Source organism: Pseudomonas sp. PAGU 2196, assembly GCF_022179005.1.
GTDB classification, from domain to species: domain Bacteria; phylum Pseudomonadota; class Gammaproteobacteria; order Pseudomonadales; family Pseudomonadaceae; genus Aquipseudomonas; species Aquipseudomonas kermanshahensis.
The window spans coordinates 93933-114155 of the sequence record NZ_BNTL01000016.1 but is presented as its reverse complement, the minus strand read 5'-3'; the positions used below and the strand labels follow the sequence as shown (position 1 = coordinate 114155).

The following is a 20223-nucleotide window of genomic DNA, read 5'->3' as shown; positions in this document are numbered from 1 at the left end:
TCCAGGCCGTTATTCCATCTCGATGATCACTTGCTCCTGCCACTTCTGCGGCAGTGCCTTCGAGGTCGCTTCCCAAGCAGCGGCATCCTTGATCGGCTGGGCAGCCCCATACTGCTCGTTAGGCAGCAGCTTGGCCTGCACATCGGCCGGCAGCTTCAGGTGCTCGGCGCGGATCGGCCGGGCGTGGCCGATGGCGAGGTTAGTCTGCCCGGCATCACTGAAGATGTACTCGCGCGCCAGCTTGGCTGCGTTCGGGTGCTTGGCGTACTTGTTGATGATGGTGGTATAGCCCGAGATCACCGAACCGTCCGAGGGGATCAGCACCTCGAAGCGCTTGGGGTCGATCTGATCACGGTAGCTCAGGCCATTGAAGTCCCACACCACACCCACTTCCACCTCACCTTTTTCCAGGGTCTGGATGGTGGGGTTGGCCAGCGACAGGCGCTTCTGCTGGGCCAGCTTGGTGAACAGTTGCAGGCCTGGCTCGATGTTGCTTTCGCTGCCCTTGTAGGCGATGGCGGCAGCCAGCACGCCGTTGGCGGCCTGGGCGGCGGTGCCGACATCGCCAATGGCAACCTTGTACTTGCCTTTCTCCAGGTCATGCCAGGTTTTCGGGCGTTCTTCTTCTTTCACCAGGTCCTTGTTGATGATGAAGGCGATGGTGCCGGTATAGGCCAGCGCCCAGTGCCCGTCCTTGTCCTTGGCCCATTCGGGTACCTGATCCCAGGTGCTCGGCTTGTACGGTTGGCTCACGCCCTTGGTCACCGAAATCGGGCCAAAGGCGGCGCCGACGTCGCCGATGTCGGCACTGGCGTTGTCTTTCTCGGCCTCGAACTTGGCGATTTCTTGGGCCGAGCTCATGTCGGTGTCGCTGTGCTTGAGGCCATATTTATTGGCCAGGTCCTCCCAGGTGCCTTTCCAGTTGGCCCAGGCATCGGGCATGCCCACGCTGTTGACGGTGCCTTCCTTGCGGGCGGCGTCTTCCAGGGCCTTGAGGTCGGTGCCGGCGGCCATGGCCGTGGTACACAAGGCGATGGCCGAACCGAGCAGTGACGCCATGAAGAACTTTTTCATCCGAAGCTCCTTGGGTGGGTGCCTGTTGCGATCGTTTTCGTGAATGAGGCAGTTGTCAGCGACCTTTGGTCTAGGTCAGCAAACCTTGAGCCAAGGTAGGCCGCTTGCGTGACAGTTTGATGTAGGGGGAGGCTTCAACCAGGGGTTCCGGCTGCCTGAAAATACAGCGTAGACCAGATCGCAGGCCCTGATTTAGCGGGCTTGGCCCGAAACTGGCAAAGCCCGTGTGGTGCCTTTGTCACAGGATGTTCATCAGCCCTGCCTAGGCTTGCACTACTCTCCAATTGCCCCGTCATGGGGCTGGCCTAGTCCAGATAGGTAACCTTTGATGCAACCGATGCCCCCGCGTGCGGTAACAGCCATCTGCCACGCCCTGCAGGAGCAGATCGAACACGGCCTGCTGGCGCCGGGTGGCAAGCTGCCGGCCGAGCGCAAGCTGAGCGAGGTGTTCGATACCACGCGCATTACCCTGCGCGAGGCCTTGGCACAGCTGGAGGCCCAGGGGCTGATCTACCGGGAAGAGCGGCGCGGCTGGTTCGTCGCCCCACAGCGGCTGACCTATGACCTGATCGAGCGTAGCCACTTTCATGCGATGGTGCGTGACCAGGGGCGGGTGCCGAGTACCGAGCTGTTGTCGGCGCGGCTGCAGCCGGCTTCTGCCGTGGTCTGCGCGCGGCTGCAACTACCGGCGTTGTCCAGTGTGGTGCGGATCTGCCGGCTGCGGCGTATCGATGGGCGGGCGGTGCTGTATGCCGAGCACTACCTGAACCCGCGGTATTTCCCGGACATTCTTGACCAGGACCTGGCGCAGTCGCTGACCGAGATTTATGGGCGGGTATACGGCATCGGCTATGGGCAGGTGTGCTTCGAGATTCTGCCGACGGCGCTGCCGATCGAGGCAGCGGCCGCGTTGAAGGTGTCGGTCGGCAGCCCGGGGCTACACATCACCCGGGTCAACAGTGACCAGCAGGGGCACCTGATTGACTGTGACCTGGAATATTGGCGGCATGATGCAATCCGCATCCGCGCCCAGGCGGGGTAATGGGGTGACTTCTTCGCGGGCAAGCCCGCTCCCACAGGAGCCTCACAGTATTCGACGCTGTGGTGATCCTGTGGGAGCGGGCTTGCCCGCGAAGAGGCCCTAACTGGACGAGCTGGTTTCGCTCATCCCGCCACCGCCCGCCGTCACCACCTGCACCGACAACCGCGGCGTCGCCAGGTCCAGCCCCGCTTCATCCAGCTGGCGCTTCAACGCCAGGTTGAACGCCCGCGACACTTCCCATTGCTTGATCGGCGCGGTCTTGAAGCGGGCCCGCAAAATCGCCGAGCCCGACTCGAAACTCTCTACGCCCTGCAGCTCCAGTGGCGACCAGATATTGCGGCGCATCAACGGGTCGTTACGCAGTTTCTGCCCCACCTCGCGGATCAGCGTGATGGCCTGGTCGATGTTCATGCTGTGCGGGATCGCCACGCGGAAAATCGCGTAACCGAACTCCCGCGAGTAGTTCTTGATGCTCTTGATTTCGCTGAACGGGATGGTGTGCACGATGCCGTCGATGTCGCGCAGGCGCACGGTGCGGATGGTCAGGCCCTCGACCGTCCCCAGGTGCCCGCCGACATCCACGTAGTCGTCGATGGCCAGCGAATCCTCGATGATGATGAACAACCCGGTGATCAGGTCGGCCACCAAGGACTGGGCGCCAAAACCGATGGCCAGGCCGATCACACCGGCACCGGCCAGCAGCGGGGTGACGTTCATGCCCATGTTGGCCAGGGCAACGATCACCGCGATGATGAAGATGGCCACGAACATGACGTTGCGGATCAGCGGCATCATGGTTTGCGCGCGGGCGTTGGCCAGCCCGCGGCGCGAGCGCACCAAGGCGTGGTGCACGGCCGTGTCGGCCAGGATCCACACCAGCCAGGCGGCGATCAGCGTGCCGGCCAGGCCCAGCAGGCGCAGGCTCACCTCGTGGCCGTCGCCTTCGGCGAAGGTGATCATCGACAAGCCCCACACGCGCAGCCCCAGCTCGATGAACAGCAGCCAGATGAACAGGTGCACCAGGGCATAGGCGAAGTTGCGCAAGCGCTCGGTGTACACCGCCTGGCGCTTGTTGGCGCGTTTGGGGTTGGCCGCGTGGCGGCGCACCAGGCCGTTGAGCACCATGCACACCACCACCAGCACCGTGCACATCAACGACTGGCGCAGCGCGGTGCTGGTGTCGCCGGCCGAGACGAAGGTCGCGAACAGCGAAATACCCACCAGAATCAACGCGGGCGCGAACCAGAAGCTGCCGAGGATCTCGATGGTGTCGCTCAGGGTGCGCCGGGTCAGGCGTCGGTCCAAGGGTTGGTTGCGGATCAGGTGGGCGATCGGGCGGCGGAACCGCAGGATGAACAGCCCGGTGCAGATCGCCGCGATGACGTTGGCCAAGGTGGCCAAGGCATGGGCCAGGTGGGTGCCGAGGGCGACGGTCAGTCTAGGGTCGCTCATGGCCTCACCGAAGGCGGCAAAGCTGCCGATCAGCCACAGCGGGCGGAAGGCCTGGTGCCGCAGGATATGCAGGGCGCGGTGGCGGTGTGGGCCGTCGAGCAGCGAGAAGGCGATCACGCAGATGGCCGAGAAGCAGGTGCCGACCACCAACGCATACGCCAGCACCATGGCCATCGACTTGCCCAGCGACGAGGGCAGGGCGAAGCTCAGGTACACGGTGAACACCAAGGCCACCAGCCAGGGCCCGAGCTTGCGCAGGGCGAAGCGCACCAGGTCCCAGGTGCGCGGGTGCTGGGGCAGCTCTTCGGTGAGGCCGAAGCGTAGCCGTACCCGGTGGCCAATCCAGTTGAAGGCGTATGCCAGCAGGCTCCAGACCGCGATGATCGCGGCAAAGCCGAACAGGATCGCCGGCCACTGGTGCACCGGGACCACCAGTTCGGTCAGTTCTGCCTGGGCTTGCTCGATCTCCGCCGCCCAGCGGTGGAAGGGGCTGGCATCGCCGCTGAACTGCTGTTCGAAGTCATGCAAAGCACCACCGATCAGGCCCAGCACGCCCTGTTCGACGGTGGGTTGTGATTGCTTGGTGGCGTCGCGCAGTTTTTTCAGGTCGGCCAGCAACTTGGCGCGTTGCTGGTCGTTTTCGAGGTTCTTGATCACCTCGTCCAGCGACTTGCCCAGTGGCTCGGTGGCCTCAGGCTGCGCAGGCGCGCTGGAGCCGAGCAGGCTCGGCAGGCCCGCGGCCTGAACCGGGGTGATGAACAATAACAGCAGCAGGGACAGGCAACGCAGAAGGGCAGGCACCGGGAAATCTACCTCAGGTCAAACGATGGACCGAGTGTAGAGGTTTATGTGGGCAGTTTCTCCAGGATCTTCCAGCAGGTGAGGCCGAAGATGCCCAGTGTGCCGATCCACATCATTAGCACACCGATGTTGCGCTCGCGCAGGCTGAAGCCGATGGTCAGCAGCAGCAGGAACAGAAACACCGGCACGAACAGGGATAGAAAGGGGGACATGGACAGCAATCCTTTTGCAGTGGGGCCATGTAACAAGCATAGCGGGTAGCAGGCGAAGCGGGTTGACCTTGAGCAAGGTGGCCGGACGCGCTGCCTTTTTTGCCTTGTGTGGGAGCAGCGAAAGGCTGCTCCTACACGATGGCGTTACGGCAGGTCGCGGCTGCGGTAGAACGCGGTCAGCACTTTCACCAGGTGCGCCAGGTCATGGCTGCCGCACAACTCGCGGATCGAGTGCATGGCAAAGGTTGGCAAGCCGATATCGACCGTGCGCACACCCAGGTTGCTGGCGGTGATTGGGCCGATGGTCGAGCCGCAACCCATGTCGCTGCGCACCACGAAGCTCTGCACCGGTACTTCTTCGGCCATGCACAGGTGGCGGAAGAACCCGGCGGTTTCGCTGTTGGTGGCGTAGCGCTGGTTGTTGTTGACCTTGATCACCGGCCCGGCGTTGAGCTTGGGCCCGTGGTTGCCGTCGTGCTTGTCGGCATAGTTGGGGTGCACGCCATGGGCGTTGTCAGCCGACACCATCAGCGAGCGCTGAATGGTCCGCACATAGCTGTCACCCTCGGGCAGCAGGCGTTGCAAGGTCTGCTCGAGCATGGGGCCGTCGGCGCCACAGGCCGAGCACGAGCCAACTTCTTCGTGGTCGTTGCACACCAGCACGCAGGTTTCGTCGCTGTCGGCAGCCAGCAGCGCTTGCAGGCCGGCATAGCACGACAGCAGGTTGTCCAGGCGGGCACCGGCGATGAAGTCGCGGTTGATGCCGATCAGCGCGGCATCCTGGGTGTCGTAGAAGCTCAGCTCGTAGTCCAGCACCACGTCGGCGTTGAGCTCGTGCTCACGGGCCAGCTGTTCGGTGAGCAGCGCGCGGAAGTCGATGCGCTCGTCGCCGGCGACCTGGGCCAGGATGGGCGGCAGCTCGTTCTGCGGGTTGATCTGCCAGCCTTCGTTGGCGGTGCGGTTGAGGTGGATCGCCAGGTTGGGGATCACCGCGATGGGCAGCTTGAAGTCGATCAGCTGGCTTTCGACCTTGCCGTCACGGCGGAAGGTGACCCGGCCGGCCAGGGACAGGTCGCGGTCGAACCACGGTGCCAGCAGCGCACCGCCGTAAACCTCGACGCCCAGCTGCAGGAAGCCTTGGCGCTGCAGTTCGGGTTGCGGCTTGACGCGCAGGCACGGGCTGTCGGTGTGGGCACCGACCATGCGGATACCGCCAAGCAGGGGCGCTTGCTTGCCCAGTTTGATAGCGATGATCGAGGAGTCGTTGCGGGTGACGTAATACCGACCACCCGGCACCGTTGACCAGCTGTCGCGCTCGTCCAGGCGCTGATAGCCGGCGGCCTCGAGGCGCTGGGCCAGGCTGGCGGTGGCATGGAAGGGCGTGGGGGAGGCCTTGAGGAAATCGATCAGGCCAGTGTTCAGTGCTTCGCGCATAACTCACTCCAGACAGCAGTGGCGCGAGTTTAACGCAGTTAGATCACAAATTGTGTCGGCCTCTTCGCGGGGCAAGCCCGCTCCCACAGGTACCCCACAAACCCTGTGGGAGCGGGCTTGCCCCGCGAAAGGGCCCGCTAAGCCCTCGCGTCATCAGAACGGTGCCGGGCACTCGAACTTCAACCGCTCCCCGCTGACCGGGTGGGTAAAGCACAGCATTGCCGCATGCAGGCACAACCGGTCATAGGCCGCCAAGGCTTCAGGGTTGGCATACAAGCGGTCACCCAGCAGCGGGTGGCCGATCGAAAGCATGTGCACGCGCAGCTGGTGCGAGCGCCCGGTAATCGGCGTCAACTCGACCCGGCAGTGGTCGCCGCAACGCTCCAGGACGCGCCAGAAAGTCAGGGCATGCTTGCCTTGCTCATGGTCTACCACATGCCGTGGCTTGGTTGGCGGGTCGTAGCGCAGGGGCAGGTCGATGCTGCCGCTGTCCAGCGCCGGCTGGCCCCAGCACAGGGCGGTATAGGCCTTTTCGGTCTCGCGGTCGTGGAACTGGCGCGACAGCTCGCGGTGGCTGTCGGCATCGCGGGCCAGCAGGATGATGCCGGAGGTTTCCCAGTCCAGACGGTGCACGATCAGCGCATCGGGGTAGCCGTTTTCCTGCAGGCGGGTGATCAGGCAGTCCTTGTTGTCATCGGCACGGCCGGGCACCGACAGCAGCAGGGTTGGCTTGTTGACCACCAGGATGGCGGCGTCTTCGTGGAGGATCTGGACGTTTGACAGCGGCATTGCGTGGTCTCGGTTAAATCGGGGAAAACCATTGGGGCCGCGTTGCGGCCCTTTCGCGGCACAAGGCCGCTCCTACAGAGATCACGCAGTCCCCTGTAGGAGCGGCCTTGTGCCGCGAAAGGGCTGCTACGCAGCCCCAACTTTCAGCCGGATCAGCGATCAGGCAAGGTAATGTTCAGCTCCAGAATCGAGCAGCTGCCCTGGTTTTCCAGCTCGATGTGCACATCATCGTTGCCGATGTTCACATACTTGCGGATCACTTCGAGCAGTTCTTTCTGCAGTGCCGGCAGGTAGTCCGGTTCGCTGCGCTGGCCGCGCTCATGCGCCACGATGATCTGTAGACGCTCTTTCGCCACCGACGCGCTGGTCTGTTTCTGTCTGCCACGAAAGAAGTCAAAAAGGTTCATGGTTTACTTGCCTCCAAACAGGCGCGCGAAGAATCCTTGCTTCGGCACTTCGATGAACCGCAGGGGCTTTTCTTTGCCCAGCAGACGGTCGACGGTATCGCTATAGGCCTGGCCGGCATCGCTCTGGTCGTCGAGGATGACCGGGATGCCCTGGTTGGAAGCCTTGAGCACTGCCTGGGACTCGGGGATCACGCCCTTGAGCTTGATCGCGAGGATGTCGGTAACGTCGTCGATGCTCAGCATCTCGCCTTTCTCGACGCGCTCAGGGTGGTAGCGGGTGATCAGCAGGTGTTCCTTGATCGGCTCTTCGCCGTTCTCGGAGCGGCGCGACTTGCTCGACAGGATGCCCAGCATGCGGTCCGAGTCACGTACCGAGGAAACCTCAGGGTTGGTCACGACGATGGCTTCGTCGGCGAAGTACATCGCCAGGTGCGCGCCTTTTTCGATACCGGCCGGGGAGTCGCAGATGACGTACTCGAAGTCATTCTTGAGTTCCATCAGCACTTTCTCGACGCCTTCCTGGGTCAGCGCGTCCTTGTCGCGGGTCTGGCTGGCGGCCAGGACGTACAGATTCTCGAGGCGCTTGTCCTTGATCAGGGCTTGCTGCAGGTTGGCTTCGCCGTTGACCACGTTGACGAAGTCGTACACCACGCGGCGCTCGCAGCCCATGATCAGGTCGAGGTTACGCAGGCCCACGTCGAAGTCGACGATGACTGTCTTGTGGCCGCGCAGTGCGAGGCCGGTGCCGATGGCGGCGCTGGTGGTGGTCTTGCCCACACCCCCCTTGCCGGAAGTAACGACGAGAATCTTGGCCAAGGTGTTTCACCCCTAAATAAGTCGGGACAGGTGTCCCAGCAATATGCAAAAAACGGCAACAGGTAAAAAAGTTGCTCTAAAAATGACGGCAAGTATCCGTTAAAGACGGGTGATGTTCAACACGTCACCAGACAGGCTGACTTGCACGCCGAAGCCCCACAGCGGGTCGCGGCGCAGGTCTTCGCAGACCTTGTACTGGCCCGCGATCGAGACCATTTCCGCCGTCATCTGCTGGCAGAAAATGCGTGCTTTGGTGTTGCCTTTGATGCCCGCCAGGGCGCGGCCGCGCATGGCGCCGTACACATGGATGTTGCCATCGGCCAGAAGTTCCGCACCCGGGCTGACCGACGCAGTCACTACCAGGTCGCCGCCTTGGGCGTAGATCTGCTGGCCGCCACGCACCGGCGAGGTAATGATGCGGGTCGGGCGGATTTCCGGTTCGGCTGCAGGCGCCGGCGCCGGTTCGGGCTTTTTCACCTCAGGCTCGGGCTCCAGCGGCCGTTCGCGCGCGCCGGACGGCGGCAGCACCGGCAGGTCGATGGCGATCGCCGCGGCGATGTCCTCGATGCGGTTGGCGCGGATCGCCAGGGTACGCAGGCCATGGTGGCGGCAGATACGCATCAAGCCGGGCAGGTCGATGGCGCCTTCGCTGGCCGGCAGCTTGTCCAGCGCCAGCACCAGCGGCGTGTTGCTGAAAAAGTTGGGTGCCTGCGCGACTTTGGCCGCCAATTGGCGGTCGAGGGCTTCAAGGTCATTGCGCGCCAGTTCCAGCACAGTGATGGCGAGCATGCTGCCCTTGAGCTGGAACACGGAGGCGGTGTCGGGGGTCTGGTTTAGGCTCATGGTCTGCATAGACGGCTTGTTGCGAAAAAAGTGCCCTGACTTATAACGAGAACACCCGTTGCCCGCAACATGCGCTGATCCGTTGTAGAATGCGCGGCCTTTGTCTTTCCGGAAGCTTCAATGGAACGCCCGCGTTTTCGCCCCTATTTCCTTCACCCCAGATTCTGGGGCCTGTGGCTGGGCCTGGGCCTGCTGTGGCTGATCGTCCAGCTGCCTTACCGGGCCCTGCTGTGGGTCGGCACTGCCCTGGGCGCAGTGATGTACCGGGTTGCCGGCGAGCGTCGACGCATCGCCGCGCGCAACCTTGAACTGTGTTTCCCTGAAATGTCCGACGACGAACGGCAGCGTTTGTTGAAGGCCAACTTCGCCTCCACCGGCATCGCTTTCTTCGAAATGGCCATGAGCTGGTGGTGGCCCAAGGCCAGGTTGGCGCGCCTGGCACATATCGAAGGCCTCGAGCACCTGCAGGCTGCCCAGCGGGCAGGGCAGGGCGCGATTCTGATGGCCGTGCACTTCACCACCCTGGAAATCGGCGCCGCGCTGCTGGGCCAGCAGCACACCATCGATGGCATGTACCGCGAGCACGGCAACCCGCTGTTCGACTTCATCCAGCGCAGCGGCCGTGAGCGGCACAACCTCGACTCGTTGGCGGTGGAGCGTGAAGACGTACGCGGCATGCTCAAGCTGCTGCGTTCGGGCCGGGCAATCTGGTATGCGCCCGACCAGGATTACGGCGCCAAGCAGAGCCTGTTCGTGCCGTTGTTTGGTATCCCGGCGGCGACCGTGACCGCCACCACCAAGTTCGCCCGCCTGGGCAAGGCACAGGTCATCCCCTTTACCCAGAAACGCCTGGAAGATGGCAGCGGCTATCGTTTGGTAATCCATCCGCCGCTGGCGGACTTCCCCGGGGAGAGTGAAGAAGCGGACTGCCTGCGCATCAACCAGTGGATCGAGGGTGTGTTGCGTGAGTGCCCCGAGCAGTACCTGTGGGCGCACCGGCGCTTCAAGTCGCGGCCCGAGGGTGCGCCTAGGCTGTATGACAAGAAGAAACGCTGATGCCAGCCCCGGCCTCCCCTTGTAGGAGCAGCCTTGTGCTGCGAAGAGGCCGGGGAATGCTGCCCATTAGCTTTAGGGCTGCACCGGCCTCTTCGCAGCACAAGGCTGCTCCTACAGGAAGGATGCCATGGCCCCACCTCCGGTAACCGGTCTGATCCTCTCTGGCGGCGGCGCCCGTGCCGCTTATCAGGTCGGCGTATTGGCCGGCATCGCTGAACTGCTGCCTCCGGCCGCGCCCAACCCCTTCCCGGTCATTGTCGGCACGTCGGCTGGCGCCATCAATGCGGTCACCCTCGCCAGCGGCGCTACCCACTTCACTGAAACCGTGCGCAACCTCACCGCCTTCTGGCAAAACTTTCGCAGCCACCTGGTGCTGCGCAGCGACTGGCCGGGGGTAATCCGCCAGGCCAGCCGCTTCGTCAGCCATAGCCTGTTGGGCCTGGGTGGCCACGCACCGGTGGCGCTGCTCGACAGCAGCCCCTTGCGCGGCCTGCTGCAAGCGCACCTGAACCTGGACGGCATCGGCCACGCCCTGGCCACCGAACAACTGCGCGCCGTGGCGGTGACTGCATTCGGCTACGAGTCGGGGCAGGCGGTGACCTTCTACCAGGGCCGCGGCACCATTGAGGCGTGGTTGCGTCACCGCCGCATCGGCGTACCCACGCCGTTGACCATCGACCACTTGCTGGCCAGTGCGGCGATCCCGCTGTTGTTCGCGCCGGTCAGGCTGGGCGACGAGTACTACGGTGACGGCGCGGTGCGCCAGTCGGCACCGATCAGCCCGGCGTTGCACCTGGGGGCCAGCCGGGTGCTGGTGGTCGGGGTCAGCGGCAACCCGCAGCGGCCATCGCCGCCGCGGCCCACCCAGCGAGTGTTCAGTGGCCAGCAGCCGAGCCTGGCGCAGATTGGCGGGCACATGCTCAACAGCACCTTCATCGACAGCCTGGAAGACGATATCGAACTGCTGCAGCGGCTCAACCACCTCAGCCACTTGCTGCCCGCCCACCTGGATGCACGGCGCCTGGGGCTGGCCCCGGTGGAGGTGTTGGTGGTGGCGCCCAGCCAGCCGCTGGACGAAATCGCTGCGCGGCACCGGCGTGAATTGCCGGCGGCGTTGCGGCTGTTCTTGCGTGGGCCGGGGGCGACGCGGACCAGTGGGGCGGGGGTGCTGAGTTATTTGCTGTTCGAGGCGAGTTATTGCAGTGAGCTGATCGAGCTGGGGCGCAGGGATGCTTTGGTCAAGCGGCGCGAACTGGAGCAGTTTCTGGGGATTTGATGCAAGCAGTGCTGGCCTCTTCGCGGGCAAGCCCGCTCCCACAGGGGTATCAGCTGGCTTGAGCGCAGTGGGGTACCTGTAGGAGCGGGCTTGCCCGCGAAGAGGCCAGCAGCTATTTACTCAGCAATCTGCAGCTTGCGCGCCTGGGTATACACATACCGAACCTTCTCATACTCGAACGGCGAGTTGAGCTGGCCATAGCGGAATTTGGTGGTATAGCGCTTGTCCACCACCTGCAGGGCAAAGATTTCCGGGTGATCGGTACTGGTTTCCGGCACATTGAGGAAGTTGACCGCCTGCTCGCCCGCATAGTCCACCACCAGCCCGGTGGTATCGCGCAGGTTCGAGGGGCCCAGCACCGGCAGCATCAGGTACGGCCCGTCCGGCACACCATAAAAGCCCAGGGTCTGGCCAAAGTCTTCACTTTGGCGCGGCAGGCCCATCTTGGTCGCCGGGTCCCACAGCCCACCGACCCCGATCAGCGTGTTGAACATCAACCGTGCGGTGATTTCCGCCGAGCGCTTGGCTTTCAGTTGCAACACGCTGTTGAACAGGTTCGGCACATCGCCGAGGTTGTTGAAGAAGTTGCTCACCCCGGTGCGCACGAAACGCGGTGTTACATACTGATAGCCGCTCACCACGGGCAGCAGCACCCATTGGTCGAGGCGGTAGTTGAAGTGGTAGATGCGCCGGTTGATTGATTCCAGTGGGTCGTAGACGTTCAGTGCCTCCAGGGTGGAGCGTTCGAACTCGCGTTGGTCCAGGCCTGGGTTGAATTTCAATGCCCGCAACGGGTCGATGAAACCATCGGCCTCCGGTGGCAGCGGCGCGGCGGTAACCTGCGGGTCGGCCTCGACCACGCTGGCGCGCGGTGCGACCTCCGCGGCCAGGGCGTTGCCAGCGACGAGCAGGGCAGTGGCGAAGAGGAGTTTGTTAACCACGGAAGAACTCCAGCATGGCGTCGCTGTTGACGCGGTAGTTGAGGTTGCCGCAATGGCCGCCATGGGGGTAAAGGGTCAGGCGGTCACCGAACACCTTGCGCAAGAAGCCGATATCGCCTGGGCCGAGGATGACGTCGTCGGCGTTGTGCATCACGGCAATTTTCGGGCTGTCGCGCAGGTAGTCTTCCAGCGCATACAGGCTGACCTGGTTAACCAACTGCAGGATGCTGTTGCCATCGGTGCGGGCGCGCCACATCGGGATCACCTGCTCGGTCATGTAGCAGTCGAAGTCGCACTGCAGGGCACGCTTGAAGAACGGCGTGAGGCTGCTGCCCTCGGTGATCGGGAACTTCGGTGGAATGATCAGGCCGCGGCGGTTGATCAGGTCGGAGGTAAAGGCGATATCGGCTGCCGAGAAGCGGAACGAGGTGCCGATCAGCATGGCCATCTGCTCGTTGGACAGGTGCTGGCGCGACTGCTGGAAGTCGTACAGCAGGGCTTCGTTGAGGTCGATATAGCCCTTGTCCTGGAAGTAACGGGTCAACTTGGTGAGCATCAGCTCGTAGAACGTGGTGCTGCGGTCGATGCCCTTGACCTGGGTTTGCACCAGTTTGTCGAGGTTGTTGATCGAGGTGTACAGGTTGACCGGCGGGTTGAGCAGCAGCACACGCTTGAAGTTGAAGCTGCGCCGGGTCTCGTCCAGGTGGCTGACGAACGCCGCGTCCAGCGCGCCGAGGCTGTAGCCGGTGAGGTAGAACTCGCTGATCGGCAAACGCGGGTGCTGGGCGCGCACGGCCTGCATCACCCGGTACATGTCTTCAGCGTCTTCCTGGCTGATACCCGGGGTGGCGAAGCGCGAGGCCGCACTCATGAAGTCGTAGCTGGTGGGCGAGGACAGTTGCACCACGTGGTAGCCGGCTTGGTAGTACAGCTTTTTCAGGTATTCGTTGATGCTGCTGGAATAAGGGGCACCGGTGCCAGCGATCAGGAAGATCAGCGGCGCCTTGTGGTCCTGACGGGCCAGGCGGTACTTGAGTTTTTTTACGGCCCAGAAGTTGTCGGGCAAGCTGAATTCACGTTCGGGGCGCAGGTTGAGGCTGTAGTCGTCCTGGTCGATGTCCTCATCGCTGGGCAAGGTCGGGCGTTGCTCCGGCGGCGTGGTGGCGATGGTCGCCTCGAACGGGTTGGTCAAGGGGTAGCCATAGCTCGCGGCGTCGATATCCCGCGCCGAAGCGGCCACAGCCAAGAGCAGGCCGCCGAGCAGGGCAGCGAGGCGCAAAGATCGATGCATGTAACCCCCAAAAAGAAATACAAGGTGTTGCAGTGTGCATTCTAGGACCACGGCAATATGGGCAAAGTTGCCAAGTGCGGTGGTCTTTGGTGTGCTTGTTATCTGCACCATAGCTGCAGGAAGGTGATTTTGCCTTACAACCGGCCTTGGGCGATCATGCACGATTTCGATTTCCGCTATTGGAGAACTGGATGTCTCGTTCGCTGCCGGTCATTGCCTTGCTGTTATTTCTGCCTGCGTGGCTGGCCGCCAGCTATGGCGTGCGTTATGGGTTGATGGAAGATGCGCAGTGGGTGGGGCTGTGTGCGGCGCCCGAGGCGTTCTGGCAGTGCCAGGTGCGCTCCCTGCTGGGGCTGGGTATTCATTTTCAGGTCATCGCCTGGAGTGGGCTTGGTCTGGCGCTGGTGGCGCAGGTGGTTGCGGGTCGGGTTGGGTGGTGGCTGGCGGGCCTGGCGTTGGTGTTCGCGATACCGGCGTTGGTGCTGTATACCGCCAGTATTGCGGTGTTTGCCGTGGTGCTGGCCGGGTTGCGGCTGGTGCGGCAACCGCAGCGCGGCTGATAGGGGCTGCTTGGCAGCCCATCGCCGGCAAGCCGGCTCCTACAGGTACAGCGCAGACCCTGACACCAGCGCGATACCTGTGGGAGCTGGCTTGCCGGCGATGGGCCGCGCAGCGGACCCGGCAATATCAACCCGCACGCAGCCTCAAGCTCCGCCACAACGCCGCGGCCATCAACACGCTCACCACCGCCCACCCCCAGGCCTGCTGATTCTCCAGCCCTTCCAGAAACAACTGCGGCGCCACCCCCGCCCCCACGATAAACGCCAGCAATGCCACCTCGGCCCGCCGCGCCAGCACCGGCCGCACCAGGTAAACCACTGCCGGCAACGCCAGTGCAGCTGTAGGGAAACTGCGGTAACGCGGGTCGAATACCAGCGCCAGCATGCTCACCGCCGCCGCAAAGCCCGCTGCAAGCAACAGCCAGCCAGCACGGGCCTCAAGCCAGGCAAAAATACGCTCACGCCAGCCCACGCGGCGGGCCAAGGCCAGGGCGGCGTGGGCCAGCACCAGCAGGTTGAGCGCCGCCAGCAGCCCGGCCCACAGCCACTCCCCAGCAAAGCGTGCGTGGCTGCGCATCAGCTCGCCCCACAGCCCCAGGCAACCCGCGCCAAACGCTGCCAGCAGCGGCAACAGCAGGGCCACCATGGGGGTAGCGGGTTGCCCGGCCATCAACAGCATGACCAGCATCAATACCGCGCTGGCCAGCAGCCACTGCGGCCAGTAGTGCAGGTTGCTGACGGGCCCTTCGAGCACGCCTTTGTCCTGCCGGTCGGCATCGTAAAGCCCCCAGTAGCCGCCCACGGCGCCTTCGCTGGCGCGCTTCCACGGCTGGTCGAAGGCCTCGATCAAGTTGTACCGCCAGCCATTGCTTTCGGCCATCGTCACAAAGCCACGGATAAAGCGCGCCTCGTTGACCCGGCTGGGCACGGCGGTTTCCCGTTGGCGGCCTTCGCTGGGCCAGCCGGTCTCGCCGATCAGGATGTCCTTGGGCGCAAAGCGCGTCCCGAACTCACGGCGCACATCGGCGACATGGGCCAAGGCATCGTCGATGCCGCGCGGGTCATCCTCCCAGTAAGGCAGCAAATGGATGGTCAAAAAATCCACCTCCGGGGCCACCTGGGGGTGTTGCAGCCAGAATTCCCAGACGTCGGCATAGGTCACCGGCACCTTGACCTGGCGCTTGACCTTGGCGATCAGCTCGGCAAGGCGCGTGCCGGTGACTTCCTTGCGCAGCAGCGCCTCGTTGCCGACGATCACCGCGCTGACGACATCGGGGTTGGCGTTGGCGGCAGCGATCAGCAGGTCCACTTCCTTCTCGGTGTCCACCGGGTTGGCGTTGACCCAGGCACCGAGCATCACCTTCAGGCCATGTTTGCGTGCCAGCTGCGGTATCGCCTCAAGGCCGGTCATCGAATAGGTGCGGATGCACTGAAAACGCTCGGCCAGCAAGGCCAGGTCGGCATCCATGCGCGCCGGGCGCAGGCGAAACGGCTGGTCGAACGGCGACTGGTCCTTGTCGAAAGGGGTGTAAGAAGCGCACTGCAGTTTGTGCGTGGGGCTGGCCGCATCGGGCAGGTGCACCGGCTTGCCAAGCCCGTACCAGAGCGTTGCCAGCCCGATCAGGGCAAGCAGGCAGGCTAGCAGGTACAACGGCAGGTGCAGGCGGGTGTGGCTGGGCATCGGGCGGTCCATCGTCAGGCGCAAAAGGGTAGATAGTAGCCCGGCGCCAAACCTTTGGCATGCAAGGATCGCGCAGACTGGCGTGAGCCCATGGCGCTAATGGCACAGTGCTGTCGCCTATGGTTGGTTACATGTCGTACAGGGAGCAGGTCACAAGTTGTTGCAGGAAGATGATGCAATCTCCGAGACCTGACGAGGGGATGCTTTGATGGCAACTTTGAACAAGATGCGACGTTTCCTGGGTGTGGGCACCGCCCTGGTAATGGCCATGAGCGCTGCACAGGCAATGGCCAAAGAAGTAAGCATTGGTTACGTGGATGGTTGGGCCGACAGCGTGGCGACCACCAACGTGGCCGCCGAAGTGATCAAGCAGAAGCTCGGCTACGACGTGAAGTTGCAAGCCGTGGCCACGGGCATCATGTGGCAGGGCGTGGCGACCGGCAAGCTCGATGCGATGTTGTCGGCCTGGTTACCCGTGACCCACGGCGAGTACTGGACCAAGAACAAAGACAACGTGGTCGACTACGGTGCCAACTTCAAGGATGCCAAGATCGGCCTGATCGTCCCTGAATACGTGAAGGCGGTAAGCATCGCCGACCTCAAGACCGACAGCAGCTTCAAGCAGAAGATCGTCGGTATCGACGCCGGCTCCGGCGTAATGCTCAAGACCGACCAGGCCATCAAAGACTACGACCTGACAGGTTACAAACTGCAGGCCAGTTCCGGCGCTGCGATGACCGCCGAACTGGGCCGTGCCTATGCCAAGCAGCAGTCTATTGCCGTGACCGGTTGGGTGCCGCACTGGATGTTCGCCAAGTGGAAGCTCAAGTTCCTCGAAGACCCGAAAGGCGTGTATGGCGCTGCCGAAACCGTCAACAGCATCGGCAGCAAGGAACTGGCGACCAAGGCGCCGGAAGTGGCGGAGTTCCTCAAGAAGTTCAGCTGGCAATCCAAGGACGAGATCGGCGAAGTGATGCTGGCGATCCAGGAAGGCGCCAAGCCTGAAGCGGCGGCCAAGGACTGGGTGGCCAAACACCCGGACCGGGTCAAAGAGTGGACCGGTAAGTAACCGGCAACACGCTCACCTGTAGGAGCAGCCTTGTGCTGCGAAGAGGCCGGTACAGCCCCAGAAAAACGGGGCAATCTGTACCGGCCTCTTCGCAGCACAAGGCTGCTCCTACAGGTGTTTTGTTACTTAATCGGTAAAACACTGTTGCATCTAAGACTAAGGTCGTCTGGTTGGCGTCCAACGGCAGCATAAAGTGAGGGTGTGGGTTTCATCCCCTATCTGTGCTGCTAGGACAAAAACAATGAACGACAGCATTTACCTCTCGATACAAAACAGCCCGCGCTTCAAGGAGCTGGTTACAAAACGCGAACGGTTCGCCTGGATTCTCTCGGCGATCATGCTCGGTCTCTACTGCGCCTTCATCCTCCTGATCGCCTACGGTCCTCATGTACTGGGCGCCAAGCTCAGCCCAGAGTCGTCGATTACCTGGGGCATCCCCCTGGGCGTCGGCCTGATCGTTTCGGCATTTGTCCTGACCGCCATCTACGTGCGCCGTGCCAACGGTGAGTTCGATGAGCTGAACAAGGCCATCCTGAAGGAGGCGCAACAATGATTCGCCACGCCAAAGCCCTGGCCGTTCTGGCCTGCGGCGTTTTCGCACCCGCCGTGTGGGCCGCCGATGCCCTGACCGGCGAGGTGCAGAAACAGCCGCTGAACGTGTCGGCGATCGCCATGTTCGTGGCCTTCGTCGCCTTCACCCTTGGGATCACCTACTGGGCGTCCAAACGCAACAAATCGGCGGCGGACTACTACGCAGCCGGCGGCAAGATCACGGGCTTCCAGAACGGTCTGGCAATTGCCGGTGACTACATGTCGGCGGCCTCGTTCCTGGGGATTTCCGCCCTGGTGTTCACCTCGGGTTACGACGGCCTGATCTACTCCATCGGCTTTTTGGTCGGCTGGCCGATCATCCTCTTCCTGATCGCCGAACGCCTGCGCAACCTGGGCAAGTACACCTTCGCCGACGTGGCTTCGTACCGCCTCGGGCAGAAAGAAATCCGTACCCTGTCGGCCTCCGGCTCGCTGGTGGTGGTGGCGTTCTACCTGATCGCGCAGATGGTCGGCGCCGGTAAGTTGATCGAGCTGCTGTTTGGCCTCGACTACCACGTGGCGGTGATCCTGGTCGGTATCCTGATGTGCCTGTACGTATTGTTCGGCGGCATGCTGGCCACCACCTGGGTACAGATCATCAAAGCCGTGCTGCTGCTGTCCGGTGCCAGCTTCATGGCACTGATGGTGATGAAACACGTCAACTTCGACTTCAACACCCTGTTCTCCGAAGCCATCAAGGTGCACGCCAAAGGCGAGGCGATCATGAGCCCTGGCGGCCTGGTCAAGGACCCGATCTCGGCGTTCTCCCTGGGCCTGGCGCTGATGTTCGGTACCGCTGGCCTGCCGCACATCCTGATGCGCTTCTTCACCGTCAGTGACGCCAAGGAAGCGCGCAAGAGCGTGCTCTACGCCACCGGCTTCATCGGCTACTTCTACATCCTCACCTTCATCATCGGCTTTGGCGCGATCCTGCTGGTCAGCACCAACCCGGACTTCAAGGACGCCGCAGGCGCCTTGCTGGGCGGTAACAACATGGCCGCGGTGCACCTGGCCAATGCCGTGGGTGGCAGCGTGTTCCTGGGCTTCATCTCGGCGGTGGCCTTCGCCACCATCCTGGCGGTGGTTGCTGGCCTGACCCTGGCCGGTGCCTCGGCGGTGTCCCACGACCTGTACGCCAGCGTATGGCGCAAGGGCAAGGCCAACGACAAGGACGAGATCCGCGTGTCGAAGATCACCACCATCGCCCTCGGCGTGCTGGCGATCGGCCTGGGCATCCTGTTCGAGAAGCAGAACATCGCCTTCATGGTGGGCCTGGCGTTCTCGATTGCTGCCAGCTGCAACTTCCCGGTACTGCTGCTTTCGATGTACTGGAAGAAACTGACCACCCGCGGCGCCATGATCGGCGGCTGGCTGGGCCTGGTGAGTGCAGTGGGCCTGATGATCCTTGGCCCAACCATCTGGGTACAGATCCTCGGCCACGAGAAGGCGATCTACCCGTACGAGTACCCGGCGCTGTTCTCGATGCTGATTGCCTTCGTCGGTATCTGGTTCTTCTCGGTCACCGACAAGTCCAAGGCGGCTGAGAACGAACGTGCGCTGTTCTTCCCGCAGTTTGTGCGTTCGCAAACCGGCCTGGGCGCTTCCGGTGCGGTTTCGCACTGACCGCTGAGGCATAAAAAAAACCGCGATACGGGTGATGCCCGTATCGCGGTTTTTTTATGCTTGGACGGCTAGATCATGCCTAGCAGCAACAGCACCAGCAGAATCACCAACACCACGCCGATAATGCCGGAAGGGCCATAGCCCCAGCTGCGCGAGTGTGGGAAGACGGGTAAGCCACCAATCAGCAGCAGGATCAGGATGATGATGAGGATCGTGGTCATGGCGGAGTCCTTGCGTGGTTAGGGGTCAAGGGCCTCGGACTGCTGGCCTCTTGTTAAATCGGACCGGTGCGCTTGGCTAAAGATTCCATTTGTTCGGTACTGACCGCTTGGTCATGCCCTTTCATTCACTACCCTGATGAACCCTCCCTCACGGCAACGCCTTGATTAGACTCGCCTGACAACCCATCAGCACAAGGCCTGCCACCATGCAAAACCGCATCATGATCACCGGCGCCGGGTCCGGCCTCGGCCGCGAGATCGCCCTGCGCTGGGCACGCGAAGGCTGGCGCCTGGCGTTGGCCGATGTCAACGAGGCCGGCCTGCGCGAAACGCTGGAACTGGCCCGGGAAGCCGGTGGCGAAGGGTTTATCCAGCGCTGTGACGTGCGTGACTACAGCCAGCTCACGGCGCTGGCCCAGGCCTGCGAAGAGCGCTTTGGCGGCATCGATGTGATCGTCAATAACGCCGGCGTCGCCTCGGGCGGCTTCTTCGCCGAACTGTCGCTTGAGGACTGGGACTGGCAAATCGCGGTCAACCTCATGGGCGTGGTCAAGGGCTGCAAGGCCTTCCTCCCGCTGCTGGAGCGCAGCCAAGGGCGGATCATCAACATCGCCTCGATGGCCGCGCTGATGCAGGGCCCGGGCATGAGCAACTACAACGTCGCCAAGGCCGGTGTGCTGGCCCTGTCGGAAAGCCTGCTGGTGGAATTGCGCCAAGTGCAGGTGGCGGTGCACGTGGTGTGCCCGTCGTTCTTCCAGACCAACCTGCTGGATTCGTTCCGTGGCCCGAACCCGGCCATGAAGGCCCAGGTCGGCAAGCTGCTGGAGGGCTCGCCGATCAGCGCGGTCGATATCGCCGAGTACATCCACCGGCAAGTGGCTGCCGGCGAGTTTCTGATCTTGCCCCACGAGGCCGGGCGCCAGGCGTGGCAGCTCAAGCGCGAGGCACCTGAGCGGCTGTATGACGAGATGGCCGACATGGCGGTGAAAATGCGTGCCAAGGCGCATGCGCGATGATCTGTCTGTAGGGGAAATTACCCACTGA

General features: G+C 62.9%; 20 protein-coding genes. 8 read left to right on the top strand and 12 right to left on the bottom strand.

The window, feature by feature from the left end; translation table 11 throughout:
• Positions 1–9: 9 nt before the first annotated feature.
• A complete protein-coding gene (locus MFF34_RS15955) occupies positions 10–1074 on the bottom strand; it encodes an ABC transporter substrate-binding protein (protein WP_238215196.1) in 1065 nt (354 codons plus the stop codon).
• A gap of 328 nt (positions 1075–1402) precedes the next feature.
• Here MFF34_RS15955 and MFF34_RS15950 point away from each other — a divergent pair, with 328 nt between their 5' ends.
• Positions 1403–2116, top strand: coding sequence for a UTRA domain-containing protein (locus MFF34_RS15950; protein ID WP_238215193.1), 714 nt, complete (start codon positions 1403–1405; stop codon positions 2114–2116).
• A 99-nt stretch (positions 2117–2215) separates the two neighbouring features.
• Here the strand turns inward: MFF34_RS15950 and MFF34_RS15945 are convergent, their stop codons facing one another.
• The 7 genes from MFF34_RS15945 to minC form a co-directional block, all read right to left on the bottom strand.
• Complete coding sequence (locus MFF34_RS15945; RefSeq protein ID WP_027595913.1) at positions 2216–4369, bottom strand: mechanosensitive ion channel family protein; 2154 nt, start codon at positions 4367–4369, stop codon at positions 2216–2218.
• 44 nt (positions 4370–4413) lie between these two features.
• The gene (locus tag MFF34_RS15940) at positions 4414–4581 is read right to left on the bottom strand and encodes a hypothetical protein (RefSeq protein WP_167334464.1); all 168 of its coding nucleotides are present in this window, start codon (positions 4579–4581) and stop codon (positions 4414–4416) included.
• 144 nt (positions 4582–4725) lie between these two features.
• Positions 4726–6015, bottom strand: coding sequence for a M18 family aminopeptidase (locus MFF34_RS15935; RefSeq protein WP_027595914.1), 1290 nt, complete (start codon positions 6013–6015; stop codon positions 4726–4728).
• 153 nt (positions 6016–6168) lie between these two features.
• Positions 6169–6804 carry an RluA family pseudouridine synthase gene (locus tag MFF34_RS15930; RefSeq protein WP_238215191.1) on the bottom strand — a complete coding sequence of 212 codons (636 nt, stop codon included), beginning with the start codon at positions 6802–6804 and terminating at the stop codon, positions 6169–6171.
• 152 nt (positions 6805–6956) lie between these two features.
• Positions 6957–7211: a cell division topological specificity factor MinE gene (gene minE, locus MFF34_RS15925; protein ID WP_003252572.1), complete on the bottom strand. Its 255-nt coding sequence runs from the start codon at positions 7209–7211 to the stop codon at positions 6957–6959.
• Positions 7212–7214: 3 nt separating this feature from the next.
• On the bottom strand, positions 7215–8027 hold the full coding sequence (gene minD, locus MFF34_RS15920) for a septum site-determining protein MinD (RefSeq protein ID WP_027595916.1): 813 nt from the start codon (positions 8025–8027) through the stop codon (positions 7215–7217).
• 99 nt (positions 8028–8126) lie between these two features.
• Positions 8127–8879, bottom strand: coding sequence for a septum site-determining protein MinC (minC, locus tag MFF34_RS15915; protein ID WP_027595917.1), 753 nt, complete (start codon positions 8877–8879; stop codon positions 8127–8129).
• A 111-nt stretch (positions 8880–8990) separates the two neighbouring features.
• Here minC and MFF34_RS15910 point away from each other — a divergent pair, with 111 nt between their 5' ends.
• The gene (locus MFF34_RS15910; protein WP_238215189.1) at positions 8991–9926 is read left to right on the top strand and encodes a lipid A biosynthesis lauroyl acyltransferase; all 936 of its coding nucleotides are present in this window, start codon (positions 8991–8993) and stop codon (positions 9924–9926) included.
• Positions 9927–10053: 127 nt separating this feature from the next.
• On the top strand, positions 10054–11202 hold the full coding sequence (locus tag MFF34_RS15905; protein ID WP_238215187.1) for a patatin-like phospholipase family protein: 1149 nt from the start codon (positions 10054–10056) through the stop codon (positions 11200–11202).
• A gap of 116 nt (positions 11203–11318) precedes the next feature.
• Here the strand turns inward: MFF34_RS15905 and MFF34_RS15900 are convergent, their stop codons facing one another.
• Positions 11319–12062, bottom strand: coding sequence for a VacJ family lipoprotein (locus MFF34_RS15900; protein ID WP_374707410.1), 744 nt, complete (start codon positions 12060–12062; stop codon positions 11319–11321).
• A 73-nt stretch (positions 12063–12135) separates the two neighbouring features.
• Entirely contained in the window at positions 12136–13434 is a 1299-nt protein-coding gene (locus MFF34_RS15895; protein ID WP_238215185.1) for a serine/threonine protein kinase, read from the bottom strand.
• A gap of 191 nt (positions 13435–13625) precedes the next feature.
• On the opposite strand from MFF34_RS15895, the gene MFF34_RS15890 reads away from it, so the two are divergent.
• Positions 13626–13994, top strand: coding sequence for a hypothetical protein (locus MFF34_RS15890; RefSeq protein ID WP_099453208.1), 369 nt, complete (start codon positions 13626–13628; stop codon positions 13992–13994).
• A gap of 127 nt (positions 13995–14121) precedes the next feature.
• Here MFF34_RS15890 and MFF34_RS15885 read toward each other — a convergent pair whose 3' ends face one another.
• Positions 14122–15687, bottom strand: a complete 1566-nt coding sequence (locus MFF34_RS15885) for a beta (1-6) glucans synthase (RefSeq protein WP_238215183.1) — start codon at positions 15685–15687, stop codon at positions 14122–14124.
• Between the two features lie 196 nt (positions 15688–15883).
• On the opposite strand from MFF34_RS15885, the gene MFF34_RS15880 reads away from it, so the two are divergent.
• From MFF34_RS15880 to MFF34_RS15870, 3 genes are all read left to right on the top strand, one after another.
• Positions 15884–16744 carry a glycine betaine ABC transporter substrate-binding protein gene (locus MFF34_RS15880; protein ID WP_099428543.1) on the top strand — a complete coding sequence of 287 codons (861 nt, stop codon included), beginning with the start codon at positions 15884–15886 and terminating at the stop codon, positions 16742–16744.
• Between the two features lie 241 nt (positions 16745–16985).
• Positions 16986–17297: a DUF485 domain-containing protein gene (locus MFF34_RS15875; RefSeq protein WP_027595925.1), complete on the top strand. Its 312-nt coding sequence runs from the start codon at positions 16986–16988 to the stop codon at positions 17295–17297.
• On the top strand, positions 17294–18958 hold the full coding sequence (locus tag MFF34_RS15870) for a cation acetate symporter (RefSeq protein WP_027595926.1): 1665 nt from the start codon (positions 17294–17296) through the stop codon (positions 18956–18958). Before MFF34_RS15875 ends, MFF34_RS15870 begins: the two co-directional genes overlap by 4 nt.
• Positions 18959–19026: 68 nt before the next feature.
• Here MFF34_RS15870 and MFF34_RS15865 read toward each other — a convergent pair whose 3' ends face one another.
• On the bottom strand, positions 19027–19179 hold the full coding sequence (locus MFF34_RS15865) for a DUF3309 family protein (protein WP_003252624.1): 153 nt from the start codon (positions 19177–19179) through the stop codon (positions 19027–19029).
• Positions 19180–19385: 206 nt separating this feature from the next.
• Between MFF34_RS15865 and MFF34_RS15860 the strand changes: the two genes are divergently transcribed.
• Positions 19386–20195 carry an SDR family oxidoreductase gene (locus MFF34_RS15860; protein WP_238215181.1) on the top strand — a complete coding sequence of 270 codons (810 nt, stop codon included), beginning with the start codon at positions 19386–19388 and terminating at the stop codon, positions 20193–20195.
• Positions 20196–20223 lie beyond the last annotated feature (28 nt).

Coding starts and splice junctions, on each gene's coding strand:
- minE (WP_003252572.1), bottom strand. CDS start 7,211: ATGAACCTTTTTGACTTCTTTCGTGGCAGACAGAAACAGACCAGCGCG.
- MFF34_RS15870 (WP_027595926.1), top strand. CDS start 17,294: ATGATTCGCCACGCCAAAGCCCTGGCCGTTCTGGCCTGCGGCGTTTTC.
- MFF34_RS15940 (WP_167334464.1), bottom strand. CDS start 4,581: ATGTCCCCCTTTCTATCCCTGTTCGTGCCGGTGTTTCTGTTCCTGCTG.
- MFF34_RS15910 (WP_238215189.1), top strand. CDS start 8,991: ATGGAACGCCCGCGTTTTCGCCCCTATTTCCTTCACCCCAGATTCTGG.
- MFF34_RS15930 (WP_238215191.1), bottom strand. CDS start 6,804: ATGCCGCTGTCAAACGTCCAGATCCTCCACGAAGACGCCGCCATCCTG.
- MFF34_RS15895 (WP_238215185.1), bottom strand. CDS start 13,434: ATGCATCGATCTTTGCGCCTCGCTGCCCTGCTCGGCGGCCTGCTCTTG.
- MFF34_RS15880 (WP_099428543.1), top strand. CDS start 15,884: ATGGCAACTTTGAACAAGATGCGACGTTTCCTGGGTGTGGGCACCGCC.
- MFF34_RS15860 (WP_238215181.1), top strand. CDS start 19,386: ATGCAAAACCGCATCATGATCACCGGCGCCGGGTCCGGCCTCGGCCGC.
- MFF34_RS15890 (WP_099453208.1), top strand. CDS start 13,626: ATGTCTCGTTCGCTGCCGGTCATTGCCTTGCTGTTATTTCTGCCTGCG.
- minC (WP_027595917.1), bottom strand. CDS start 8,879: ATGCAGACCATGAGCCTAAACCAGACCCCCGACACCGCCTCCGTGTTC.
- MFF34_RS15955 (WP_238215196.1), bottom strand. CDS start 1,074: ATGAAAAAGTTCTTCATGGCGTCACTGCTCGGTTCGGCCATCGCCTTG.
- MFF34_RS15865 (WP_003252624.1), bottom strand. CDS start 19,179: ATGACCACGATCCTCATCATCATCCTGATCCTGCTGCTGATTGGTGGC.
- MFF34_RS15885 (WP_238215183.1), bottom strand. CDS start 15,687: ATGGACCGCCCGATGCCCAGCCACACCCGCCTGCACCTGCCGTTGTAC.
- MFF34_RS15935 (WP_027595914.1), bottom strand. CDS start 6,015: ATGCGCGAAGCACTGAACACTGGCCTGATCGATTTCCTCAAGGCCTCC.
- MFF34_RS15905 (WP_238215187.1), top strand. CDS start 10,054: ATGGCCCCACCTCCGGTAACCGGTCTGATCCTCTCTGGCGGCGGCGCC.
- MFF34_RS15875 (WP_027595925.1), top strand. CDS start 16,986: ATGAACGACAGCATTTACCTCTCGATACAAAACAGCCCGCGCTTCAAG.
- MFF34_RS15950 (WP_238215193.1), top strand. CDS start 1,403: ATGCAACCGATGCCCCCGCGTGCGGTAACAGCCATCTGCCACGCCCTG.